The organism is Streptomyces sp. Y20 (genome assembly GCF_043195475.1).
Taxonomy (GTDB): Bacteria; Actinomycetota; Actinomycetes; order Streptomycetales; family Streptomycetaceae; genus Streptomyces.
This window is the reverse complement of record NZ_JBIDDP010000001.1, coordinates 86,484-104,040: the sequence shown is the minus strand read 5'-3', so window position 1 is coordinate 104,040 and position 17,557 is coordinate 86,484. Positions and strand designations below refer to the sequence as shown.

Annotated in this window: 11 protein-coding genes, 1 tRNA gene and 1 pseudogene; 7 read left to right on the top strand and 6 right to left on the bottom strand. The window is 73.8% G+C overall.

Annotated elements, in window-relative coordinates:
• Window positions 1–82: 82 nt before the first annotated feature.
• A complete protein-coding gene (locus tag ACGFT1_RS00480; protein ID WP_373906799.1) occupies window positions 83–1,108 on the top strand; it encodes an MASE1 domain-containing protein in 1,026 nt (341 codons plus the stop codon).
• A gap of 27 nt (window positions 1,109–1,135) precedes the next feature.
• Here ACGFT1_RS00480 and ACGFT1_RS00475 read toward each other — a convergent pair whose 3' ends face one another.
• Entirely contained in the window at window positions 1,136–1,486 is a 351-nt protein-coding gene (locus tag ACGFT1_RS00475) for a hypothetical protein (RefSeq protein WP_373906798.1), read from the bottom strand.
• A gap of 731 nt (window positions 1,487–2,217) precedes the next feature.
• Between ACGFT1_RS00475 and selA the strand changes: the two genes are divergently transcribed.
• Together selA and ACGFT1_RS00465 are read left to right on the top strand one after the other, a co-directional pair.
• On the top strand, window positions 2,218–3,519 hold the full coding sequence (gene selA / locus ACGFT1_RS00470; protein WP_373906797.1) for an L-seryl-tRNA(Sec) selenium transferase: 1,302 nt from the start codon (window positions 2,218–2,220) through the stop codon (window positions 3,517–3,519).
• A pseudogene (locus tag ACGFT1_RS00465) lies at window positions 3,519–5,255 on the top strand (SelB C-terminal domain-containing protein); the annotation flags it as partial. The gene selA and the pseudogene ACGFT1_RS00465, both read left to right, overlap by 1 nt.
• Before the next feature lie 35 nt (window positions 5,256–5,290).
• Here the strand turns inward: ACGFT1_RS00465 and ACGFT1_RS00460 are convergent.
• A tRNA-Sec gene (locus ACGFT1_RS00460) sits at window positions 5,291–5,383 on the bottom strand.
• Between the two features lie 37 nt (window positions 5,384–5,420).
• Between ACGFT1_RS00460 and selD the strand changes: the two genes are divergently transcribed.
• The 3 genes from selD (at window position 5,421) to ACGFT1_RS00445 (ending at window position 13,779) form a co-directional block, all read left to right on the top strand.
• Window positions 5,421–6,434 carry a selenide, water dikinase SelD gene (gene selD / locus ACGFT1_RS00455; protein ID WP_373906796.1) on the top strand — a complete coding sequence of 338 codons (1,014 nt, stop codon included), beginning with the start codon at window positions 5,421–5,423 and terminating at the stop codon, window positions 6,432–6,434.
• Between the two features lie 471 nt (window positions 6,435–6,905).
• On the top strand, window positions 6,906–11,171 hold the full coding sequence (locus ACGFT1_RS00450) for a HAMP domain-containing protein (protein ID WP_373906795.1): 4,266 nt from the start codon (window positions 6,906–6,908) through the stop codon (window positions 11,169–11,171).
• Window positions 11,172–11,265: 94 nt separating this feature from the next.
• Window positions 11,266–13,779 (top strand): SpoIIE family protein phosphatase, encoded by a 2,514-nt coding sequence (locus tag ACGFT1_RS00445; RefSeq protein ID WP_373907626.1) that lies wholly within the window; start codon window positions 11,266–11,268, stop codon window positions 13,777–13,779.
• 60 nt (window positions 13,780–13,839) lie between these two features.
• Here the strand turns inward: ACGFT1_RS00445 and ACGFT1_RS00440 are convergent, their stop codons facing one another.
• The 4 genes from ACGFT1_RS00440 to ACGFT1_RS00425 form a co-directional block, all read right to left on the bottom strand.
• Entirely contained in the window at window positions 13,840–14,283 is a 444-nt protein-coding gene (locus ACGFT1_RS00440) for an ATP-binding protein (RefSeq protein WP_373906794.1), read from the bottom strand.
• A 272-nt stretch (window positions 14,284–14,555) separates the two neighbouring features.
• Complete coding sequence (locus ACGFT1_RS00435) at window positions 14,556–14,729, bottom strand: CsbD family protein (protein ID WP_373906793.1); 174 nt, start codon at window positions 14,727–14,729, stop codon at window positions 14,556–14,558.
• Between the two features lie 109 nt (window positions 14,730–14,838).
• Window positions 14,839–15,459 carry a DedA family protein gene (locus tag ACGFT1_RS00430; protein ID WP_373906792.1) on the bottom strand — a complete coding sequence of 207 codons (621 nt, stop codon included), beginning with the start codon at window positions 15,457–15,459 and terminating at the stop codon, window positions 14,839–14,841.
• A gap of 52 nt (window positions 15,460–15,511) precedes the next feature.
• Window positions 15,512–15,688 (bottom strand): hypothetical protein, encoded by a 177-nt coding sequence (locus tag ACGFT1_RS00425; protein WP_373906791.1) that lies wholly within the window; start codon window positions 15,686–15,688, stop codon window positions 15,512–15,514.
• Between the two features lie 376 nt (window positions 15,689–16,064).
• Between ACGFT1_RS00425 and ACGFT1_RS00420 the strand changes: the two genes are divergently transcribed.
• Window positions 16,065–17,546: an MFS transporter gene (locus ACGFT1_RS00420; RefSeq protein ID WP_373907625.1), complete on the top strand. Its 1,482-nt coding sequence runs from the start codon at window positions 16,065–16,067 to the stop codon at window positions 17,544–17,546.
• The last annotated feature ends 11 nt before the right edge of the window (window positions 17,547–17,557 follow it).

Sequence of the window (17,557 nt, the reverse complement as noted above, 5' to 3'; positions counted from 1 at the left end):
GCCGGCTGAGCCGGCCCCCTGTCAGCCATAGGGCCGGACCGGACCCGCTCCCGCCTCGCAGAGCCCGACCCGCCGGTGTGGGATGGCTGGTGTGGTGGGTATCGAGGAGCCGCGCCGGCCGGGCGGCCGCGCCGTCCAGATCCTGGGCGTCGCCGGCTGCTACTACGCGGCGGCCCAGCTCGGCCTGCTGCGTGATCTCACGGTCGGGGGAGCCGTCGTCACCCCCATCTGGCCGCCGACCGGCGTCGCCGTGGCGGCCCTGCTGATCCTCGGACTGGGCTGCTGGCCCGGCATCACACTCGGCGCCTTCTTCGCGGTCCTGTCCCTCACCACGCCCGGCCCCGAGGTGCTCGGCGTGCTCCTGGGCAACACCGCCGCACCCGTGTGCGCGGCGCTCCTGCTGCGCCGGGCCGGCTTCCGCACCGACCTCAGCCGGTTGCGCGACGGACTCGCCCTCGTGTTCCTCGGCGCGCTGACCGCCATGCTGATCAGCGCGACCATCGGCGTCAGCCTGCTCGTGCTGGCGGGCAGCCTGGCCGGCAACAGCTTCTGGATCGTCTGGCTCGCCTGGTGGGTGGGCGACGCGATGGGCGTCCTGATCGTCACCCCGCTGCTGCTGTTGCTGCACGGCGCCCGCAGGCCGCTGCCGCTCCACCGGTGGAAGGAGGCGACCGCGCTCCTCCTCGCCGCCTGCGCGCTCGTTCCGCTGGCGGCCTACAGCTCGATCAGCCTGCTCTTCCTCGTCTACCCGCTCATCATCTGGGCGGCCCTGCGGTTCCAGCTGGCGGGCAGCATCATGTGCGCACTCGCGACGTCCGTGGTGGCCACCCTCGCCGCGACCGACGAGGTGGGGGCGTTCGCGGGGCTCAGCCGGATCGAGGTCATGGTCAAGCTCCAGGCGTTCAACGGTGCCATGGCCCTCACCGCGCTGCTGCTGTCCGCCGTGATCATCGAGCAGCGCAACACCCGGCGCTCGGTCGAGCGGGCCTGCCAGGAACTGGTCGAGGTACTGGAACACCTCAACGCGGGCGAGGCCCCGCCACCGAAGCCGCAGAACGGGCAGAGCCGTACCGGCGACGACCGGGGTCGCCGGCCCGAGGCACCGTGACCACGGTTCGGCGCCTGCCGGCCGGCCTCAGCCCTCCGAGCGGTTCACCGGCCCCTCGTCGTCCCTGCCCGGCTCCGCGGCCGGTGTGACCGTCGCGGGGTCCTGGCGGGAGCGGGACGGCGGGTGCGCGGCGCCGCTGGCGCCGGACTGGCCGCCGCCGGTCGTGCCGTAGCCCCCGGGGATCCCCGGCGGGGTGTCCGCGGCTGCCGCCGCCTCGCTGATGTGGCGCCGGGCCCTGACCCCCGCCCGGCGCTCCGGGTACGGGTGGTCGAACGGCTCGGCGGAGGCGGGCTGCCGGTCCGCCTCCAGCTGCCGGCGCGCGGCCCGCTCGGCCGCCGTCGCGTTGTCGTCCTGTCGGTCGCGGTCGTCGTCCTCCATACGGCGCCGGGTACCCGCGCGACGGCCGCCGCCGACGTCGGTCCCCGGCGTGTCGACCGGCCCCCCAGGGGCACTGGGAGACGATGGGCACAGCCCGCACGGGCACGGGGCCGGACCGGGAGGAACAGGGCGGCATGGAGCATCGGCCGGTGACGGAAACGCCGGACGAGGCCGGCACAAGGGCCTCGCCCGCCCCCGCACCCCCGCCCCCGCAGACCTTCGCACCCGTGAGCCGGCCCTCGCCTCCGGGTGCCGAGGAAGGGGCGAGTCCGGGCACCGCCGCGTCCGGCAGTCGGCTGCCGCCCCCGGACCCCATCGGGGGCGAGGTGCCGAGCGTCCCCGATTCCGCCAGCCCCTCGCCCGCCGGCGGCCGCGCCACCCCGAGTGCCCCGGTCTCCGGCACCCCGCCCGCGCGCTCGCAGGGCGCCGGGCCTCCCGGGCCCGCGAGCCGGCCCTTCCTTGCGGCCGCCGGGGAAGGCGCGCGTCCGAGCACGCCCGAGCCCGGCGACCACCCGTCGCCCGCCGGCGGCCGCGCCACTCCGAGTGCCCCGGCCTCCGGCACCCCGCCCCCGCCCCCGCACACCTCCGAGTCCCCCGCACCCGCGAGCCGGCCCGCACCACCGCACCCCGACAGGGGAACGGCGCCGAGTCCCCCGCCTTCCGTCGACCGGTCCTCGCCCCACGCCGGCGCCAGGCACAGCACTCCCGCCCCCCGCCCCGGTGATGGAGACGTGCGGCGTCGGGTTCCCCGTACCGATGTCCTGCTGCGGGAGCCCCGGTTGGCCGCGGCTGCGGAGCGGCTCGGTGCCGGGTTGGTGAAGGCCGCCGTCCGGCAGGCGCAGCAGGGGGCCCGGGAGGGGAGCGTGCCGGTGGAGCTGGTGCCGGAGACGGCCCTGGGTCTGCTGCCGGGGAGCGCGGGCGGTCTGCGGCCGGTGATCAACGCCACCGGGGTGCTGCTCCACACCAACCTGGGGCGCGCCCCGCTGTCGGCCGCGGCCCGGCAGGCCGTCGTGGAGGCCGCCGGGCCGACGGACGTCGAGCTCGACCTGACCACCGGGGTGCGCGCCCGCCGGGGGCGCTCCGCGCTCGCCGCGCTGCGGGCGGGCGTGCCGGCCGCCGAAGCCGCCCACGTCGTCAACAACGGGGCCGCCGCGCTCGTGCTCGCCGCCACCGCCCTCGCGGCGGGCAAGGAGATCGTGGTCAGCCGGGGCGAGATGGTGGAGATCGGCGACGGATTCCGCCTGCCCGACCTGCTGGTCTCGACCGGGGCACGGCTCCGCGAGGTGGGTACGACCAACCGCACGGCCCCCGCCGACTACGCCGCCGCCGTCAGCCCCGACACGGGCTTCGTGCTCAAGGTGCACCCGTCCAACTTCCGCATCACCGGGTTCACCCGGTCCGCCGAGGTCGCCGACCTGACGGGACTCGGCGTCCCCGTCGTCGTCGACATCGGCTCCGGCCTGCTCGCGCCGCACCCCGCCCTGCCCGCGGAACCCGACGCCGACACCCAGCTGCGCGCGGGCGCCGCCCTCGTCACCGCCAGTGGCGACAAACTGCTCGGCGGCCCCCAGTGCGGTCTCCTGCTCGGCCGGGAGGACCTGATCGGCGCGTTGGCCAGGCATCCCCTGGCCCGGGCGCTCCGTGTCGACAAAATGACCCTGGCCGCCTTGGAGGCCACCCTCACCGGCCCGCCCACCCCGACCGCCCTCGCCCTCGCAGCCGACCCGGCCGTCCTCGGGGCCCGCGCGGCCCGCCTCGCCGCGGACCTGTCCGCCCGCGGAGTCGACGTGCGACCCGTCGACAGCGCAGCCACGGTCGGCGGCGGAGGCGCCCCCGGCGTCACCCTGCCCAGCGCGGCACTGTCCTTGCCCGCGCCGTACGGCGCCGCACTGCGCACCGGCCGGACCCCGGTCCTAGGACGCCTGGAGGCGGGCCGCTGCCTGCTGGATCTGCGGGCGGTGCCCCCGCAGGACGACGCACGGCTGGCGGAGGCCGTACGGGCGGCCCGGGCCGCCGTGGAAGGAGAGCGGTGATGCGGGTCCTCGCCACCGCCGGCCATGTCGACCACGGCAAGTCCGCGCTGGTCCGGGCGCTCACCGGGATGGAGCCCGACCGGTACGAGGAGGAGCGCCGCCGCGGCCTCACCCTGGACCTGGGCTTCGTGTGGACCCGCGTCGGGGAGGAGGCCCTCGCCTTCGTCGACGTCCCCGGGCACGAGCGCTTCGTACCGACCATGCTGGCCGGGGCCGGGCCCGTGCCCGCCGTGCTGTTCGTGGTCGCCGCGGACCAGGGCTGGCAGCCGCAGTCCGCCGAACACCTGGCCGTCCTTGAAGCGCTCGGTGTCCGGCACGCCGTCCTCGCGGTGACCCGCAGCGACCTCGCCGACCCCGGACCGGTGCGCGCCGACGCGGTCGAACGCCTGGCCGCGACCTGCCTCGGCAAGGCCCCGGCGGTCGCCGTCAGCGCGGTCACCGGGGCGGGGCTGGACGACCTGCGGGCCGAACTGGCCGCCATCGCCGGCCGGCTGCCCGTACCCGACACCGGAGCCGACGTCCGCCTGTGGCTCGACCGGGCGTTCACCGTCCGCGGCCACGGCACCGTGGTGACCGGCACGCTCGGGGCCGGCACCCTGCGTGTCGGCGACCGGCTGGTCACCGGGGACGGGCCGGACGTGCTGCGGGTCCGCGGCCTCCAGAGCCTGCACGAGGAGCGGACGGCCGTCGGCGCGGTGGCCCGCGTCGCCGTCAACGTGCACGGTCCGGGCGCCGACGGCCTGCGCCGCGGCCAGGTCCTGCTGACCCCGGACCGCTGGCTGCGGGCGGAGGTGATCGACGTCCGGGTCACCGGCGAGCCGGTGGCCGACCTGCCCCGGGGTGTCACCCTGCACATCGGGACGGCCGCCGTGCCGGTGACCGTCCGCCCGCTCGGCCCGGACACCGCCCGGCTCACCCTCGGCCGGGGGCTGCCCCTGCGGGCCGGCGACCGCGCCGTGCTGCGGGAACCGGGCGGCGGCCGCCTGCCCTGCGGGGTGACCGTCCTCGATGTACGGCCGCCCAGGCTGGCCCGGCGCGGCGCCGGCCGGGCCCGTGCGGCCGAGCTGGACACCATGACCGGCCGCCCCGACGGCGCTGCCGAGCTGCGCCGCCGCAAGCTGGTCCGGCGCGCCGACCTGCGGGCGATGGGCGTCCCGGCGCCGGGCGACCCCGTCGCCGGGGACTGGCTGGCCGACCCGGCGCACTGGCAGGCCCTCGCGGAGCGGCTGGCCGAGGAGACCGGCCGGCACGCCCGCGCGCACCCGCTGGAGCCCGGACTGCCCACCGAGGCGGCCCGCCGGCTGCTCGGCCTTCCCGACCGGGCCCTCGTCGACGCGCTCGCCGCGGCCCAGGCCCGGGTCCAGGCCGGCCAGGGCCGGCTGTACCCCGCCGGCCGTCCCCGGACCGCCCTGCCCGGGCCGGTCCGGGCGGCCGTGGACGCCGTCCGCCGGGACCTCTCCCGTACGCCGTTCCGCGCGCCCGAGGCCGTGCGACTGGCCGAACTGGGGCTCGACCGACGCTCGCTGGCCGCCGCGGCGGCCGCCGGGGCGCTGCTGCGCATCGCCGACGGGATCGTGCTGCTGCCCGGCGCGGACGCGGACGCCGCCGCCGTCCTGGCCGCTCTGCCGCAGCCGTTCACACTCAGCGAGGCCCGCCGCGCCCTGGACACCACCCGCCGCGTGGCCGTACCGCTGCTGGAGTTCCTGGACGCCGGGGGCTGGACCGAGCGCGTCGACGATCAGCGCCGGCGCTGCCGGGTTCCGGCGGGGGACGGAGGCGGACGGGAATCGAACCCGCCTGCCCGAGATCCTCGGGCACCTCGATTTTGAAGACCGGGAGGGCCACCAGGCACCCACACGCCTCCACCGCTCGACAGGCTACTGCCCCAGGGGATGACGGGTATGACACCGACACCGACGTACCAGGCGCCCGTACGGCTCACCCAGTTCGCCCACGGCGGCGGCTGCGCCTGCAAGATCCCGCCCGGCGAACTGGAGGACGTGGTCGCGGGACTGACCGCGGCACCGCCGGCCGGCGGCGACCACCCGTTGCTCGTCGGACTCGCCACCGGCGACGACGCGGCCGTGGTCGGTCACCGGGGGAGCGCCCTGGTGTGCACGGCCGACTTCTTCACCCCGGTCGTGGACGACCCCTACGACTGGGGCCGCATCGCCGCCGCCAACGCCCTGTCCGACGTGTATGCGATGGGCGGCCGGCCCGTGCTGGCCGTCAATCTGCTGGCCTGGCCGCGTGACCGGCTCCCCTTCGACCTCGCCCGTGAGGTGCTGCGCGGCGGCCTCGACATCGCCACCGAGGCGGGCTGCCACGTCGGCGGCGGCCACAGCGTGGACGACCCCGAGCCGAAGTACGGCATGGCCGTCACCGGCATCGCCGACCCCGGTCGGCTGCTGCGCAACGACGCCGGCCGCCCGGGAGTGCCGCTGTCGCTGACCAAGCCGCTCGGTCTCGGCGTGCTGAACAACCGGCACAAGGCCACCGGCGAGCGGTTCGAGCAGGCCGTCGCCACGATGACGGCGCTCAACCGGGAGGCCTGCGAGGCCGCCCTGGCCGCCGGGTCCGTCTGCGCCACCGACGTCACCGGCTTCGGCCTCCTCGGCCATCTGCACAAGCTGGCCCGGGCCTCCGGGGTCACCGCCGTGATCGACACCGCCGCCGTCCCGTACCTGGACGGCGCCCGGGAGGCCGTACGGGACGGGTACGTCAGCGGCGGCACCCGGCGCAACCTGGAGTGGGTCGCGCCGCACACCGACTTCGGCGGCACCGACGAGGACACCCGGCTGCTGCTCGCCGACGCGCAGACCTCCGGCGGGCTGCTCGTCGCCGGGGAGGTGCCCGGGGCGCCGGTGGTGGGGGAGCTGGTGCCACTCGGGAGCCGGTCGATCGTGCTCAGGTGACGTGGTGGTCCGTGACGTCGTGCTCGGGTGAGGCCGTGGTCGGGTGACGCTGCTCACTGCGGCGGGTCGGGCGTCGCCGGGGTACGACTGCCCCCGCGGTTTGGCTCGGCGGCGGGGCACGGCGGACGGCGATGTCCCGCCCGGACCGGACGGCGGCGGGATCACGCAGACCCTGGTGAGAGGGGCCGCGCGCACCCGGCGCGCACCTGCCGACCCGGGCGAAAACTGAACGACTACCCCGCTTCCCGATTCTCACACCTGTGTTGCACGAGTTTGTTTCCCGCGCGGGAGGGCCGGCCGATTGCTTTGTCCCAGCCTGCGAAAGTGGGTTAGCCTGCGGCGTATTTTTCTCATCATGCAAATCCGTGAACTGCGGAAATGCACACACCAACGGTCGGGTCGCAGCACGCCCCCGGCCGCGGTTCCGAGTCCTCGGCGCGGGGACTCTAGGGGAGCGGATCGAGGGTGCGCATGGCCGGCAAGGCGACCGGGACGACCGAAGCGGTCCCGGGTGACCACGAACTGAGACGGCTGCTCGCGGGGTTGACCGCGGTGCGGGACGGAGACTTCGGCACACGGCTGCCCGACGACTCCACCGGACTCATGGGCGACATCGCCACTGTCTTCAACGGGATGGTCGACCAGCTGTCCGTGTTCACCTCCGAGGTCACCCGGGTGGCCCGTGAGGTGGGTACCGAGGGCACCCTCGGCGGGCAGGCGCAGGTGCCGGGCGTCTCCGGCACGTGGGCCGATCTGACCGACTCCGTCAACGCGATGGCGGGGAACCTGACGACGCAGGTCCGGGACATCGCCCAGGTCGCCACCGCCGTGGCCAAGGGCGACCTGTCGCAGAAGATCGACGTGGACGCGCGCGGCGAGATCCTTCAGCTGAAGGAGACCGTCAACACGATGGTCGACCAGCTCTCCGCGTTCGCCGACGAGGTGACCCGTGTCGCCCGTGAGGTGGGCACCGAGGGCCGCCTCGGCGGCCAGGCCCAGGTCCCGGGCGTCGCCGGCGTCTGGCGGGACCTCACGGACTCGGTCAACTTCATGGCCGGGAACCTGACGGCGCAGGTCCGCAACGTCGCCCAGGTGACGACCGCGGTGGCGCAGGGCGACCTGTCGCAGAAGATCACGGTGGATGCCCGGGGCGAGATCCTGGAGCTGAAGAGCACCATCAACACGATGGTCGACCAGCTCTCCGCGTTCGCCGACGAGGTGACCCGCGTCGCCCGGGAGGTGGGCACCGAGGGCCGGCTCGGGGGGCAGGCCGACGTCAAGGGGGTCAAGGGCACCTGGCGGGACCTGACCGACTCGGTGAACTTCATGGGCGGGAACCTGACGGCGCAGGTCCGCAACGTCGCCCAGGTGGCCACCGCGGTGGCGCAGGGCGACCTGTCGCAGAAGATCACGGTGGATGCCCGGGGCGAGATCCTGGAGCTGAAGAACACCATCAACACGATGGTCGACCAGCTCTCCGCCTTCGCCGACGAGGTGACCCGGGTGGCCCGCGAGGTGGGCACCGAGGGCCGGCTCGGCGGGCAGGCCCAGGTGCGCGGCGTCGCCGGCACCTGGAAGGACCTCACCGACAACGTCAACGTGATGGCCTCCAACCTGACCGGCCAGGTCCGCTCCATCGCCCAGGTCGCCACGGCCGTGGCCCGGGGCGACCTGTCGCAGAAGATCACCGTCGAGGCCAAGGGCGAGGTCGCCGCGCTCGCCGACGTCATCAACACCATGGTCGACACGCTGTCGGCGTTCGCCGACGAGGTGACCCGGGTGGCCCGCGAGGTGGGCACCGAGGGACGGCTCGGCGGCCAGGCGCACGTGCCCAATGTGGCCGGCACCTGGAAGGACCTCACCGACAACGTCAACTCCATGGCCAACAACCTCACCGGCCAGGTCCGCAACATCGCGCTGGTGACCACCGCCGTGGCCAAGGGCGACCTGTCGAAGAAGATCGACGTCGACGCCCGCGGCGAGATCCTGGAACTGAAGACCACCATCAACACGATGGTCGACCAGCTCTCCGCCTTCGCCGACGAGGTGACCCGCGTGGCCCGTGAGGTGGGCACCGAGGGCCGGCTCGGGGGGCAGGCCGAGGTCGAGGGCGTCTCCGGCACCTGGAAGCGCCTCACCGAGAACGTCAACGAACTCGCCGGCAACCTCACCCGGCAGGTCCGCGCCATCGCCGACGTGGCCAGCGCGGTCGCCGAGGGCGATCTGACGCGCTCCATCACCGTCGACGCCTCCGGTGAGGTGGCCGACCTCAAGGACAACATCAACTCCATGGTGGAGTCGCTGCGCGAGACCACCCGGGCCAACCAGGAACAGGACTGGCTCAAGACCAACCTCGCCCGGATCTCCGGCCTCATGCAGGGCCACCGCGACCTGCCCGTCGTCGCCGAGCTGATCATGGACGAGCTGGTGCCGCAGGTGTCCGCCCAGTACGGCGCCTTCTACCTCGCCGAGGACGGCGCGGCCGGACCCGAGCTGCGGCTCGTCGGTGCCTACGGGCGGCCCGAGGCGGACTCCAGGCCCGTCCGCATCCCCTTCGGCCGTTCCCTGGTCGGCCAGGCCGCGCGCAGCCGCCGTACCATCGCCGTGGACCAGCTGCCGCCCGGATACGTCACCATCTCCTCCGGGCTCGGACGGGTGGAGCCCACCGCGCTGCTGCTGCTGCCCATCGTCTTCGAGGAGCAGGTCCTCGGCGTCATCGAACTCGCCGCGGTCACCCGGTTCACCACCGTCCAGCGGGACTTCCTCCAGCAGCTGGTCGACACCATCGGGGTGAACGTCAACACGATCGTCGCCAACGCCCGCACCGACGAACTCCTCGAGGAGTCGCAGCGCCTGACCAGCGAGCTGCAGTCCCGTTCCGCCGAGTTGCAGGCCCGCCAGGAGGAACTCCAGCAGTCCAACGCCGAACTGGAGGAGAAGGCCTCCCTGCTCGCCGACCAGAACCGGGACATCGAGGCGAAGAACCTCCAGATCGAGCAGGCCCGGCAGGAGCTCGAAGCACGCGCCCAGCAGTTGTCGCTCGCCTCGAAGTACAAGTCCGAGTTCCTGGCGAACATGAGCCACGAGCTGCGCACCCCGCTGAACAGCCTGCTCATCCTGGCCCAGCTGCTGGCCCAGAACCCCTCCCGCAACCTCACCCCCAAGCAGGTCGAGTACGCGGGCATCATCCACTCCGCCGGCTCGGACCTGCTCCAGTTGATCAACGACATCCTGGACCTGTCCAAGGTCGAGGCCGGAAAGATGGACGTGACGCCCGAGCGCGTCCCGCTGCGCCAGCTCATCGAGTACGTCGAGGCCACCTTCCAGCCGATGACCTCGCAGAAGAGCCTGGACTTCACCATCACCACGGCGCCCGGTGCCCCCGGCGACCTGCTCACCGACGACTCCCGGCTCCGGCAGATCCTGCGCAACCTGCTGTCCAACGCCGTGAAGTTCACCGAGCAGGGCGGCGTCGAGCTGCGCGTCGAGCCCGCCGCGGACGACGAGGTGCCCCCGGGCGTGATGCGCGGCGGGGCGATCGTCGCCTTCCGGGTCAAGGACACCGGCATCGGCATCCCCGAGCAGCAGCTGGAGACCATCTTCGGCGCGTTCCAGCAGGCCGACGGCACCACCAGCCGCAAGTACGGCGGCACCGGGCTCGGTCTGTCCATCACCCGGGAGATCGCCCACCTGCTCGGCGGCGCCGTCACCGTGGACAGCACCCCCGGCAAGGGCAGCACCTTCGCCCTCTTCCTGCCCGTCGCCCGGCCGGACTTCGAGGAGCACCTGCGCGGCGGGCGCCCCGCCCCGCACCTCGCCGAACCGGAGCGGACGGACACCCTGCCCGGGCAGGAGGCGCCCCTCGGGCTGCCGCCGGCCATCGCCAGACGGGATCGCCCGCGCCGCCTGCTCGTCGTGGAGGAACGCCCGCGCGGGCTGCTGACGCTGGTCGCCGAGAGCGTGATCGGGGACCTCGCGCACAACCGTGCCGACGGCGGCGGTACGCCCGTCGACATCATCACCGCGGTCGGCGCCCAGGAGGCGGCCGGTGCCCTCGCGGACGAGCCGTGCCACTGCGTCGTGGTGGAACTCGGCACGCCCGACGGGGAGTCGGCCCGCTTCCTGGAGGCCCTGCGCGGCGACTCGGCCCTGACGAGCGTCCCGGTGCTGGTGCACGTCTCGCACCGCACCGAGCCCCTCACCGAGGAGCCCGCGGGCGGTTCGCTGGAGTACCTGTTCAGCCTGGACGAGCTGCGTGAGCGGATCGCGCTGCACCTGTCCGCCGAGGAGCCCGGCGAGGTGCTCACCCTCGTCCGCGGGGACGAGCCCCAGCACACGGCGCCGCAGCTGGTCGACGACCACACCCGCGGACGTACCGTCCTCGTCGTGGACGACGACGCCCGCAACCTGTTCGCGCTCAGCGGCATCCTGGAACTGCACGGCTTCCGGGTGCTGCACGCGGAGAACGGCCGCAAGGGCATCGACACCCTGATGAACAACCCGGACGTCGAACTCGTCCTGATGGACGTGATGATGCCCGAGATGGACGGGTACACGGCGACGGCGGAGATCCGCAAGATGCCGCAGTACGCTGATCTCCCGGTCATCGCGGTGACCGCCAAGGCCATGCAGGGCGACCGGGAGAAGAGTCTGGCTTCCGGCGCCAGCGACTACGTCACGAAACCGGTGGACACCAATGACCTCATCGCGTGTGTCCGGCGCTGGCTCCCCGCATGAGGACCGCACGGCGAGCCCGTCCGTCCACAGGCCCAGGAGTACGGATCCGGTGAACGAGCCCGAACCGCCCACCGGGCCGGACCTGCCGGCCGGCATGCCCTCCCAGCTGCCGGCCGGGGAGGTCCCGGCCGCCGACGCGGTGCTGCCCGGCGTCCCCCTCGGGGACGTCCCGGGCGTCGACGTGGTCCTGCCGGGTATCCCGGAAGCGGGCATCCCGGCCGTCGGCGTCGTGCTGCCGGAGATCCCGGCCGCCGACGTGCCCGCCACCTCCCCGGTCGGCCGGCTCGCCGCCACCGTGGAGCGGCTGCGCCGGGAGGTGCGGGCGGCGCAGGCCGAGGCCGAGGGCCGGGCACTGGTCGAACTCGCCAAGGGCATCCTGGTCGAACGCCTCGGCTGCGGCCCGGCGCAGGCCGCCCGCCAGCTCGCCGAACTCACCGAACAGGCCGGAATGACCCCGCTTGAGTTCGCGGTGGAGGTCATCAACCAGGCCGCCCGGGACCGCGTCTCGGAGGTCACCGAGGCGTTCTTGTCGGCCGCGGCCGCGGCCGACCCGGTCGAGGGGTCCGCCGCCGTACGGCTGCGCGCCGCCGAGAGCGGCGTCCTGGCCGCCGACGACACCCAGGCGATGGCCGACTCGCTGCTCGACCACGCCCTGCGCCCCCTGGGCGCGGTCGCCGTGGCCATCTGGGCGGCAGGCTCGGACGGCTCCCTCTCCCTCGCGGGCAGCGCCGGTTTCCCGCCCGGCGAGGCGGCCCGCTGGCGCTATGTCCCGCCCGACGTGGCCACCGTGGCCCGGCGCGGCCTGAACCAGCCCGACGGGCAGTGGCTGCCCTCGCTGGCCGGGTCCGGGCTGCCCACCATCGGCCGCCGGGAGTACGCCGACGGAGCGCGGATCGCCCTGCCGGCCGGCGCCGGCGGCCGGATCTACGGCGTCCTGGAGATCGCCTGGCCGAAGCCCGAGAGCCCGCTGCCGCGCCCGGTCGTCCGGCAGGTGGAGGCCCTCGCCGAGCTGTGCGCCCACTCCCTGGAGACCACCGCACCGCCGCTCGGCACGGAACAGGAGCCCCGGCTGCTGCCCGACGTGGTCGAGCTGACGGACCTCGCGGACGGTCTGCACGACCCGGCCCTGGTGCTGGTGCCGCACCTGGACGACACCGGTCAGCTGGTCGACTTCCGTATCCACCACGTCAACAGCCGCTTCCTCGACCCTGCGGGCCGGCCCCGCGCCGTCGTGAGCGGCGCCCTGCTGCTGGAGGCCTACCCGATGGCCGCCGGTGCCAGCGAGCTGTTCCAGCGGGTGGAGCGGGTCTATGCCACCGGTGAACCGTTCCGCGCCCACCGGATGCGGCTGACCGCGCTGGTCGACGACGTGCCGCTGTCCGCCGTCGCCGACATCAGCATCAGCCGGCACGGCTCCAGCGTGCTGCTGATCTGGCGCATCGAGGACGAGGCGGCACGTCTGGCCAGCCTGCTCCAGCACGCCCAGCGGCTCGGCCGGATCGGCGGCTTCGAGGAGAACCTGCTCACCGGCGAGATCACCTGGAACGGCCAGCTGTTCAGCCTGTACGGCCGCCCCAGCACCAGCCTCCCGGTCGCCCTCCACGACCTGCCGGCCCACGCCCACCCGGACGACGCGGTCACCCTCGGCCGTTTCCTGCGCACCGTCATGCACCACCGCAGGCCCGCCTCGGCCGCTTTCCGGCTGCTGCGCCCGGACGGCGTGACCCGGCACATGCGGGTGGTCGCCGAGCCCGTCCTTGACACCGACGGCCAGCTCTTCGTCGTCCGGGGCGCCTACCAGGACATCTCCGCCCAGCACTGGACGGAGGTCGCACTGGCCGCCACCCGCGACCAGCTGGCCCACACCGAGCAGCAGGCCGTCGAGCGCAACCGGCTGACCCTCCAGCTCCAGCACGCCATCATGCCCCCGGCGCAGGCCCCGCTCCGGGTGCCCGGCCTCCAGGTGGCGGTGCGCTACCGGCCCGCCGAGACCGAGAACCTGGTCGGCGGCGACTGGTACGACGCGGTCGTGCTGCCCTCCGGGCTGATCCTGCTGTGCGTCGGCGACGTCGCCGGACACGGCATCGAGGCGGCGACCAGCATGGTCGTCCTGCGCAACGCGCTGCGTGGCCTCGCCGTGACCGGCGCCGGCCCGGCGCAGCTGCTGTCGTGGCTGAACATCGTCGCCCACCATCTGACGGGAGCGGTCACCGCGACCGCCGTCTGCGGTCTGTACGACGGTGAGCGGCGCACCCTGCGCTGGGCGCGGGCGGGCCATCTGCCGCCGGTCCTGGTGCGGGAGACGGACGCGCCCGGGGGGCCCGAGGCGACCGCGCTGCCCCCGGTCAAGGGGCTGCTGCTGGGCGCCGTGCCCGAGGCGCGCTACGACGAGGAGGAACTCCAGCTGGCCGTGGGGGACACCCTGCTGATGTACACCGACGGCCTGATCGAGCGCCGGGACCGCTCGGTGGAGGAGTCCGTGGCCCATCTGCTGGAGACGGCGGGCGCGGTCTCCACCACCCTCGACCAGCAGCTGGACCGGCTGCTCACCTACAGCAGGTCGGACACCGACGACGACACCTGCATCATCGGCATCAGGGTCGCCTGACCCGCCCGCACCGGCCCGGGACGGCGGGGTGCGGGCGGCCGGCCGTCCCGGGCGGACCGGTCAGGCGACTCCGGCCGCCAGGAAGGGCACGATCGCGCTGACCCGCTTGCCCTGCGGCAGCCAGGTCACCTCCAGGCCGCGGGAGAGCATCGCCACCAGGTGCAGCCCGTGGCCGCCGACCCGTCCGGGGTCGCGAGGACGCCGCCGCAGCGGCTCCCGGGAGGTGTCCGTGACGGAGACGCGGAGTGCGCCGGCCAGCAGTTCCAGACGCAGGGCGCAGGGACCGGGCGCGTGCTTGGCCGCGTTGGTGAGCAGTTCGCTGACGACGAGCTGGGCGTCCTGCACCGGGCGCCGCCCGGGCGCGGGCCGCACCTTCGCCAGCAGGGCGGCGACGGCGTCTCTCGCCTCGGCGATGCTGGATACACCGGCGTCCCAGGTGCGGCTGTAGCGCGGGGGCACCGAGCGGGCCTGGGTCGTCACGTACGTCCTGAGCGGGATGTCCATACCTCGTTGCCCTTTTCCTCTGGGGGAGGGGCCCTTCCTGTGCACAGGGGGGTGGTCGTCCGTCCCTCCCCGGCTACCCACTGGGCCGCGGGTCAAAGGGACGTTTCCGGGGAATCCTCCGGATGCACACGAATCGTTCGCGGGGACGGGACAGCGCAGGACGACGGCCGGTGGCGTGGCCGGGCGGGTCCGCGCGCACACAGCGGAACGGGTCCGGACATCCGCTCGCGCTGGATGTCCGGACCCGTTCCGCAGCTGATTCGGCGCGTGCCTCAGTGCTTGAAGACGTCCTTCGCCTTCTCCTTGGCCTGCCGGGCGTCTCCGGCTGCGCCTTCCATGCGGCCTTCGGCTTCCAGGCGCTCGTTGCCCACGGCTCGTCCCGCGGTCTCCTTGAGCTTGCCCTTGGCCTGCTCCACCTTGCCCTTGGCCTTCTTGTCTCCGGCCATCGCGTGTCACATCCCAACGTCGACGCGGTCTGTGGTCGCTATCCGGATTACCGCTGTGTCCGCGACCAAACCAGGGGGTCCGCCGACTTCACCCGGATGCCGCGCCCGCTCAGTTTTCGTGCCGCCGCCGCAGGAGGTGCCGTACGGCGAATCCCGCGACGACGGCCGCGGCGGCCACCAGGACGTAGGGCTGGTAGCGCCTGATCTCCTCGTACACCGCCGTGATGTGGCTGCCGGCCAGGTACGCCAGCGTCGTCCACATGCCGACCCACAGGGCCGCGCCGAGGGCGTTGAAGGCGAGGAAGCGGCGCCAGCGCATGCCGGTCGTGCCGGCGATGATGCCGTTGGCCTGGCGCAGGCCCTCGACGAACCGGGCGACGGTCACGATCCGGCCCCCGTGCCGGCGGAAGAACTCCTCGGCGGCCTCGAACCGCTTCGGGGTCAGCAGGACGTACCGGCCCCACCGGTGCACGAAGGCCCGTCCGCCGGTCCGGCCGATCAGGTAGCCGAGGTTGTCGCCGGCGACGGCCGCGACGAACGCGACGGCCGCCACGGCGGCGATGTCGAGCCGGCCCGTACCCGCGTAGACCCCCGCCGCGAGGAGGATCGTCTCGCCGGGCGCGGGGACACCGAAGTCCTCCACGAAGACCACGGCCCCCACGGCCCAGTAGCCGTAGTGGCCGAGCAGCGGTTCCAGATGGGCCAGCGGCCCCGGAAGCGGTGCGGACATGCCTTCACAGTACGTCGGTGGGCCTCGCGGTCATGATCGGGGGGCGGGCCGGCTAGGAGGCGGTGGTCTCCTCGGCGTCCCCGTGTCCGGGCTGGCACGCGTGGCACAGCTCGTGGTCGCCGTCGCGGGTGACGACGGTCCCCCAGCCGAGGCACTGCTCGCAGTCGCGGGCGCGGCTCAGATCGGGGCGGGGAGGCAGAAGGCGGCTGTGGTGGGCTCCGTACGCCATACGGGGAGCGGCTCCTTGAAGTCGCGGGGAAGGGCGTGTGGTGAGGAGGTGGGGCGGGCGGCAGGCGGCATGACCACGCATGGGACGCGGGGCACGCATGACAACGCTGTCCGAACTGCCTCAATTATGTCCTACTTATGTCGAATGTCTAGGGGTCTTTGTCACTCGGTGCCGCCTCGTCGGTCGCGCCTGCCGGACCCGTGCCGGACGGGTGCCGTCCCAGGTCCGCGCGCAATAGGACTCAGGGCTTCCGTTTCCGGACCGGCCGCAGGGGCAGGCGGGTGATCACGGATGCGAGACGAAGGAGGCGCCGGTGAGCGGTGCGACGTCCGGTGGGGAACGGCAGGCGCGGGGCGGGCCGCGGACGCCGGGGGCCGTGGCGCGGCTGCCGCGCCAGGTCCGCGAGGAGCTGACTCTCAGGCTCCGCCGTAACCGGCGGGCCTTCGGCGCGCACGACGTCCAGGTCGTCGAGTCCCCGCTGCTCAGGCGGGCCGTGGGCGCCTCCGCGCTCGGCAACTGCATGGAGTGGTTCGACTTCGGCGTCTACAGCTACCTCGCCGCCACCATCGGCAAGGTGTTCTTCCCCGGCGCCTCCCCGGCCGCCCAGCTCATCTCCTCCTTCGCGACCTTCGCCGCCGCCTTCGTCGTACGCCCCTTGGGCGGCCTGGTGTTCGGACCGCTCGGTGACCGGGTCGGCCGGCAGAAGGTACTGGCCACAACCATGATCATGATGGCGGCCGGCACCTTCGTCATCGGCGTCATCCCGGGCTACGCCACGATCGGCATCGCCGCGCCCGCGCTGCTCCTGCTGGCCCGCATGGTGCAGGGCTTCTCCACCGGCGGCGAGTACGGCGGCGCCACCACCTTCGTCGCCGAGTACTCCCCGGACCGCCGGCGCGGCTTCCTCTCCAGCTGGCTCGATTTCGGCACCTTCGTCGGGTACGCCCTCGGCTCCGCCCTGGTCACCGTGCTCAATCTGGCCCTGAGCGACGACCAGATGCTCTCCTGGGGCTGGCGCGTGCCCTTCCTGATCGCCGGGCCGCTCGGGGTGATCGGCCTCTACATGCGGCTCAAACTGGAGGAGTCCCCGGCCTTCCAGCAGCAGCTGGACGAGCAGGAGAAGGCCCTGGCGCAGGAGTCGGCGCGCAGCGAGTTCCGGGACATCGTCCGCAAGCACTGGCGGCCCCTGCTCGTCTGCATGGGGCTGGTGCTGCTGTACAACGTCACCAACTACATGGTCACCGGCTATCTGCCGACCTATCAGACCGAGACCCTGCACCGCTCCAGCGGCTCCGCGGACGTCCTGGTGCTCATCGGCATGGTGTGGATCGTCGTGCTGATCACCTTCCTGGGCCGGCTCAGCGACCGCGTCGGCCGACGGCCCCTCTACGCCGTGGCCGCGGCCGCCATGATGGTGCTCGCCGTCCCCGCGTTCCTGCTGATCAAGGCGCACGGCACCTGGCCGCCCGTCCTCGGTGTGCTGATCCTGTCGACCCTGCTGGCCTGCTTCGCCGCGCCGAGCGCGGCCACCCTGCCCGCCCTGTTCCCGACCGCCGTCCGCTACGCGGCCATGGGGATCGGCTTCAATCTGGCCGTGGCCGCCTTCGGCGGTACCACCCCCCTGGTCACCGCCGCCCTCGTCGACCTCACCGGCGACGACCTGATGCCCGCCTACTACCTGGTGCTGGCGGGTGCCATCGGTCTGCTCACCGTGCGGTTCCTGCCCGAGAGCGCCCAGGTCCCGCTCAAGGGTTCGCAGCCCATGGTCGGTTCCCGCGAGGAGATGCGCGACCTCATCAGCACCTCGCAGGAGCTGTACGCCTTCACCGAGGAACGCGACGAGGCGCGGCACCGCTGAGCCCGGCCCCG

Excerpts from the sequence above, each read along its gene's own strand:
- ACGFT1_RS00480 (WP_373906799.1), top strand. The coding sequence starts at position 83 with ATGGCTGGTGTGGTGGGTATCGAGGAGCCGCGCCGGCCGGGCGGCCGC.
- ACGFT1_RS00475 (WP_373906798.1), bottom strand. The coding sequence starts at position 1,486 with ATGGAGGACGACGACCGCGACCGACAGGACGACAACGCGACGGCGGCC.
- selD (WP_373906796.1), top strand. The coding sequence starts at position 5,421 with ATGACACCGACACCGACGTACCAGGCGCCCGTACGGCTCACCCAGTTC.
- ACGFT1_RS00450 (WP_373906795.1), top strand. The coding sequence starts at position 6,906 with ATGGCCGGCAAGGCGACCGGGACGACCGAAGCGGTCCCGGGTGACCAC.
- ACGFT1_RS00445 (WP_373907626.1), top strand. The coding sequence starts at position 11,266 with ATGCCCTCCCAGCTGCCGGCCGGGGAGGTCCCGGCCGCCGACGCGGTG.
- ACGFT1_RS00440 (WP_373906794.1), bottom strand. The coding sequence starts at position 14,283 with ATGGACATCCCGCTCAGGACGTACGTGACGACCCAGGCCCGCTCGGTG.
- ACGFT1_RS00435 (WP_373906793.1), bottom strand. The coding sequence starts at position 14,729 with ATGGCCGGAGACAAGAAGGCCAAGGGCAAGGTGGAGCAGGCCAAGGGC.
- ACGFT1_RS00430 (WP_373906792.1), bottom strand. The coding sequence starts at position 15,459 with ATGTCCGCACCGCTTCCGGGGCCGCTGGCCCATCTGGAACCGCTGCTC.
- ACGFT1_RS00425 (WP_373906791.1), bottom strand. The coding sequence starts at position 15,688 with ATGGCGTACGGAGCCCACCACAGCCGCCTTCTGCCTCCCCGCCCCGAT.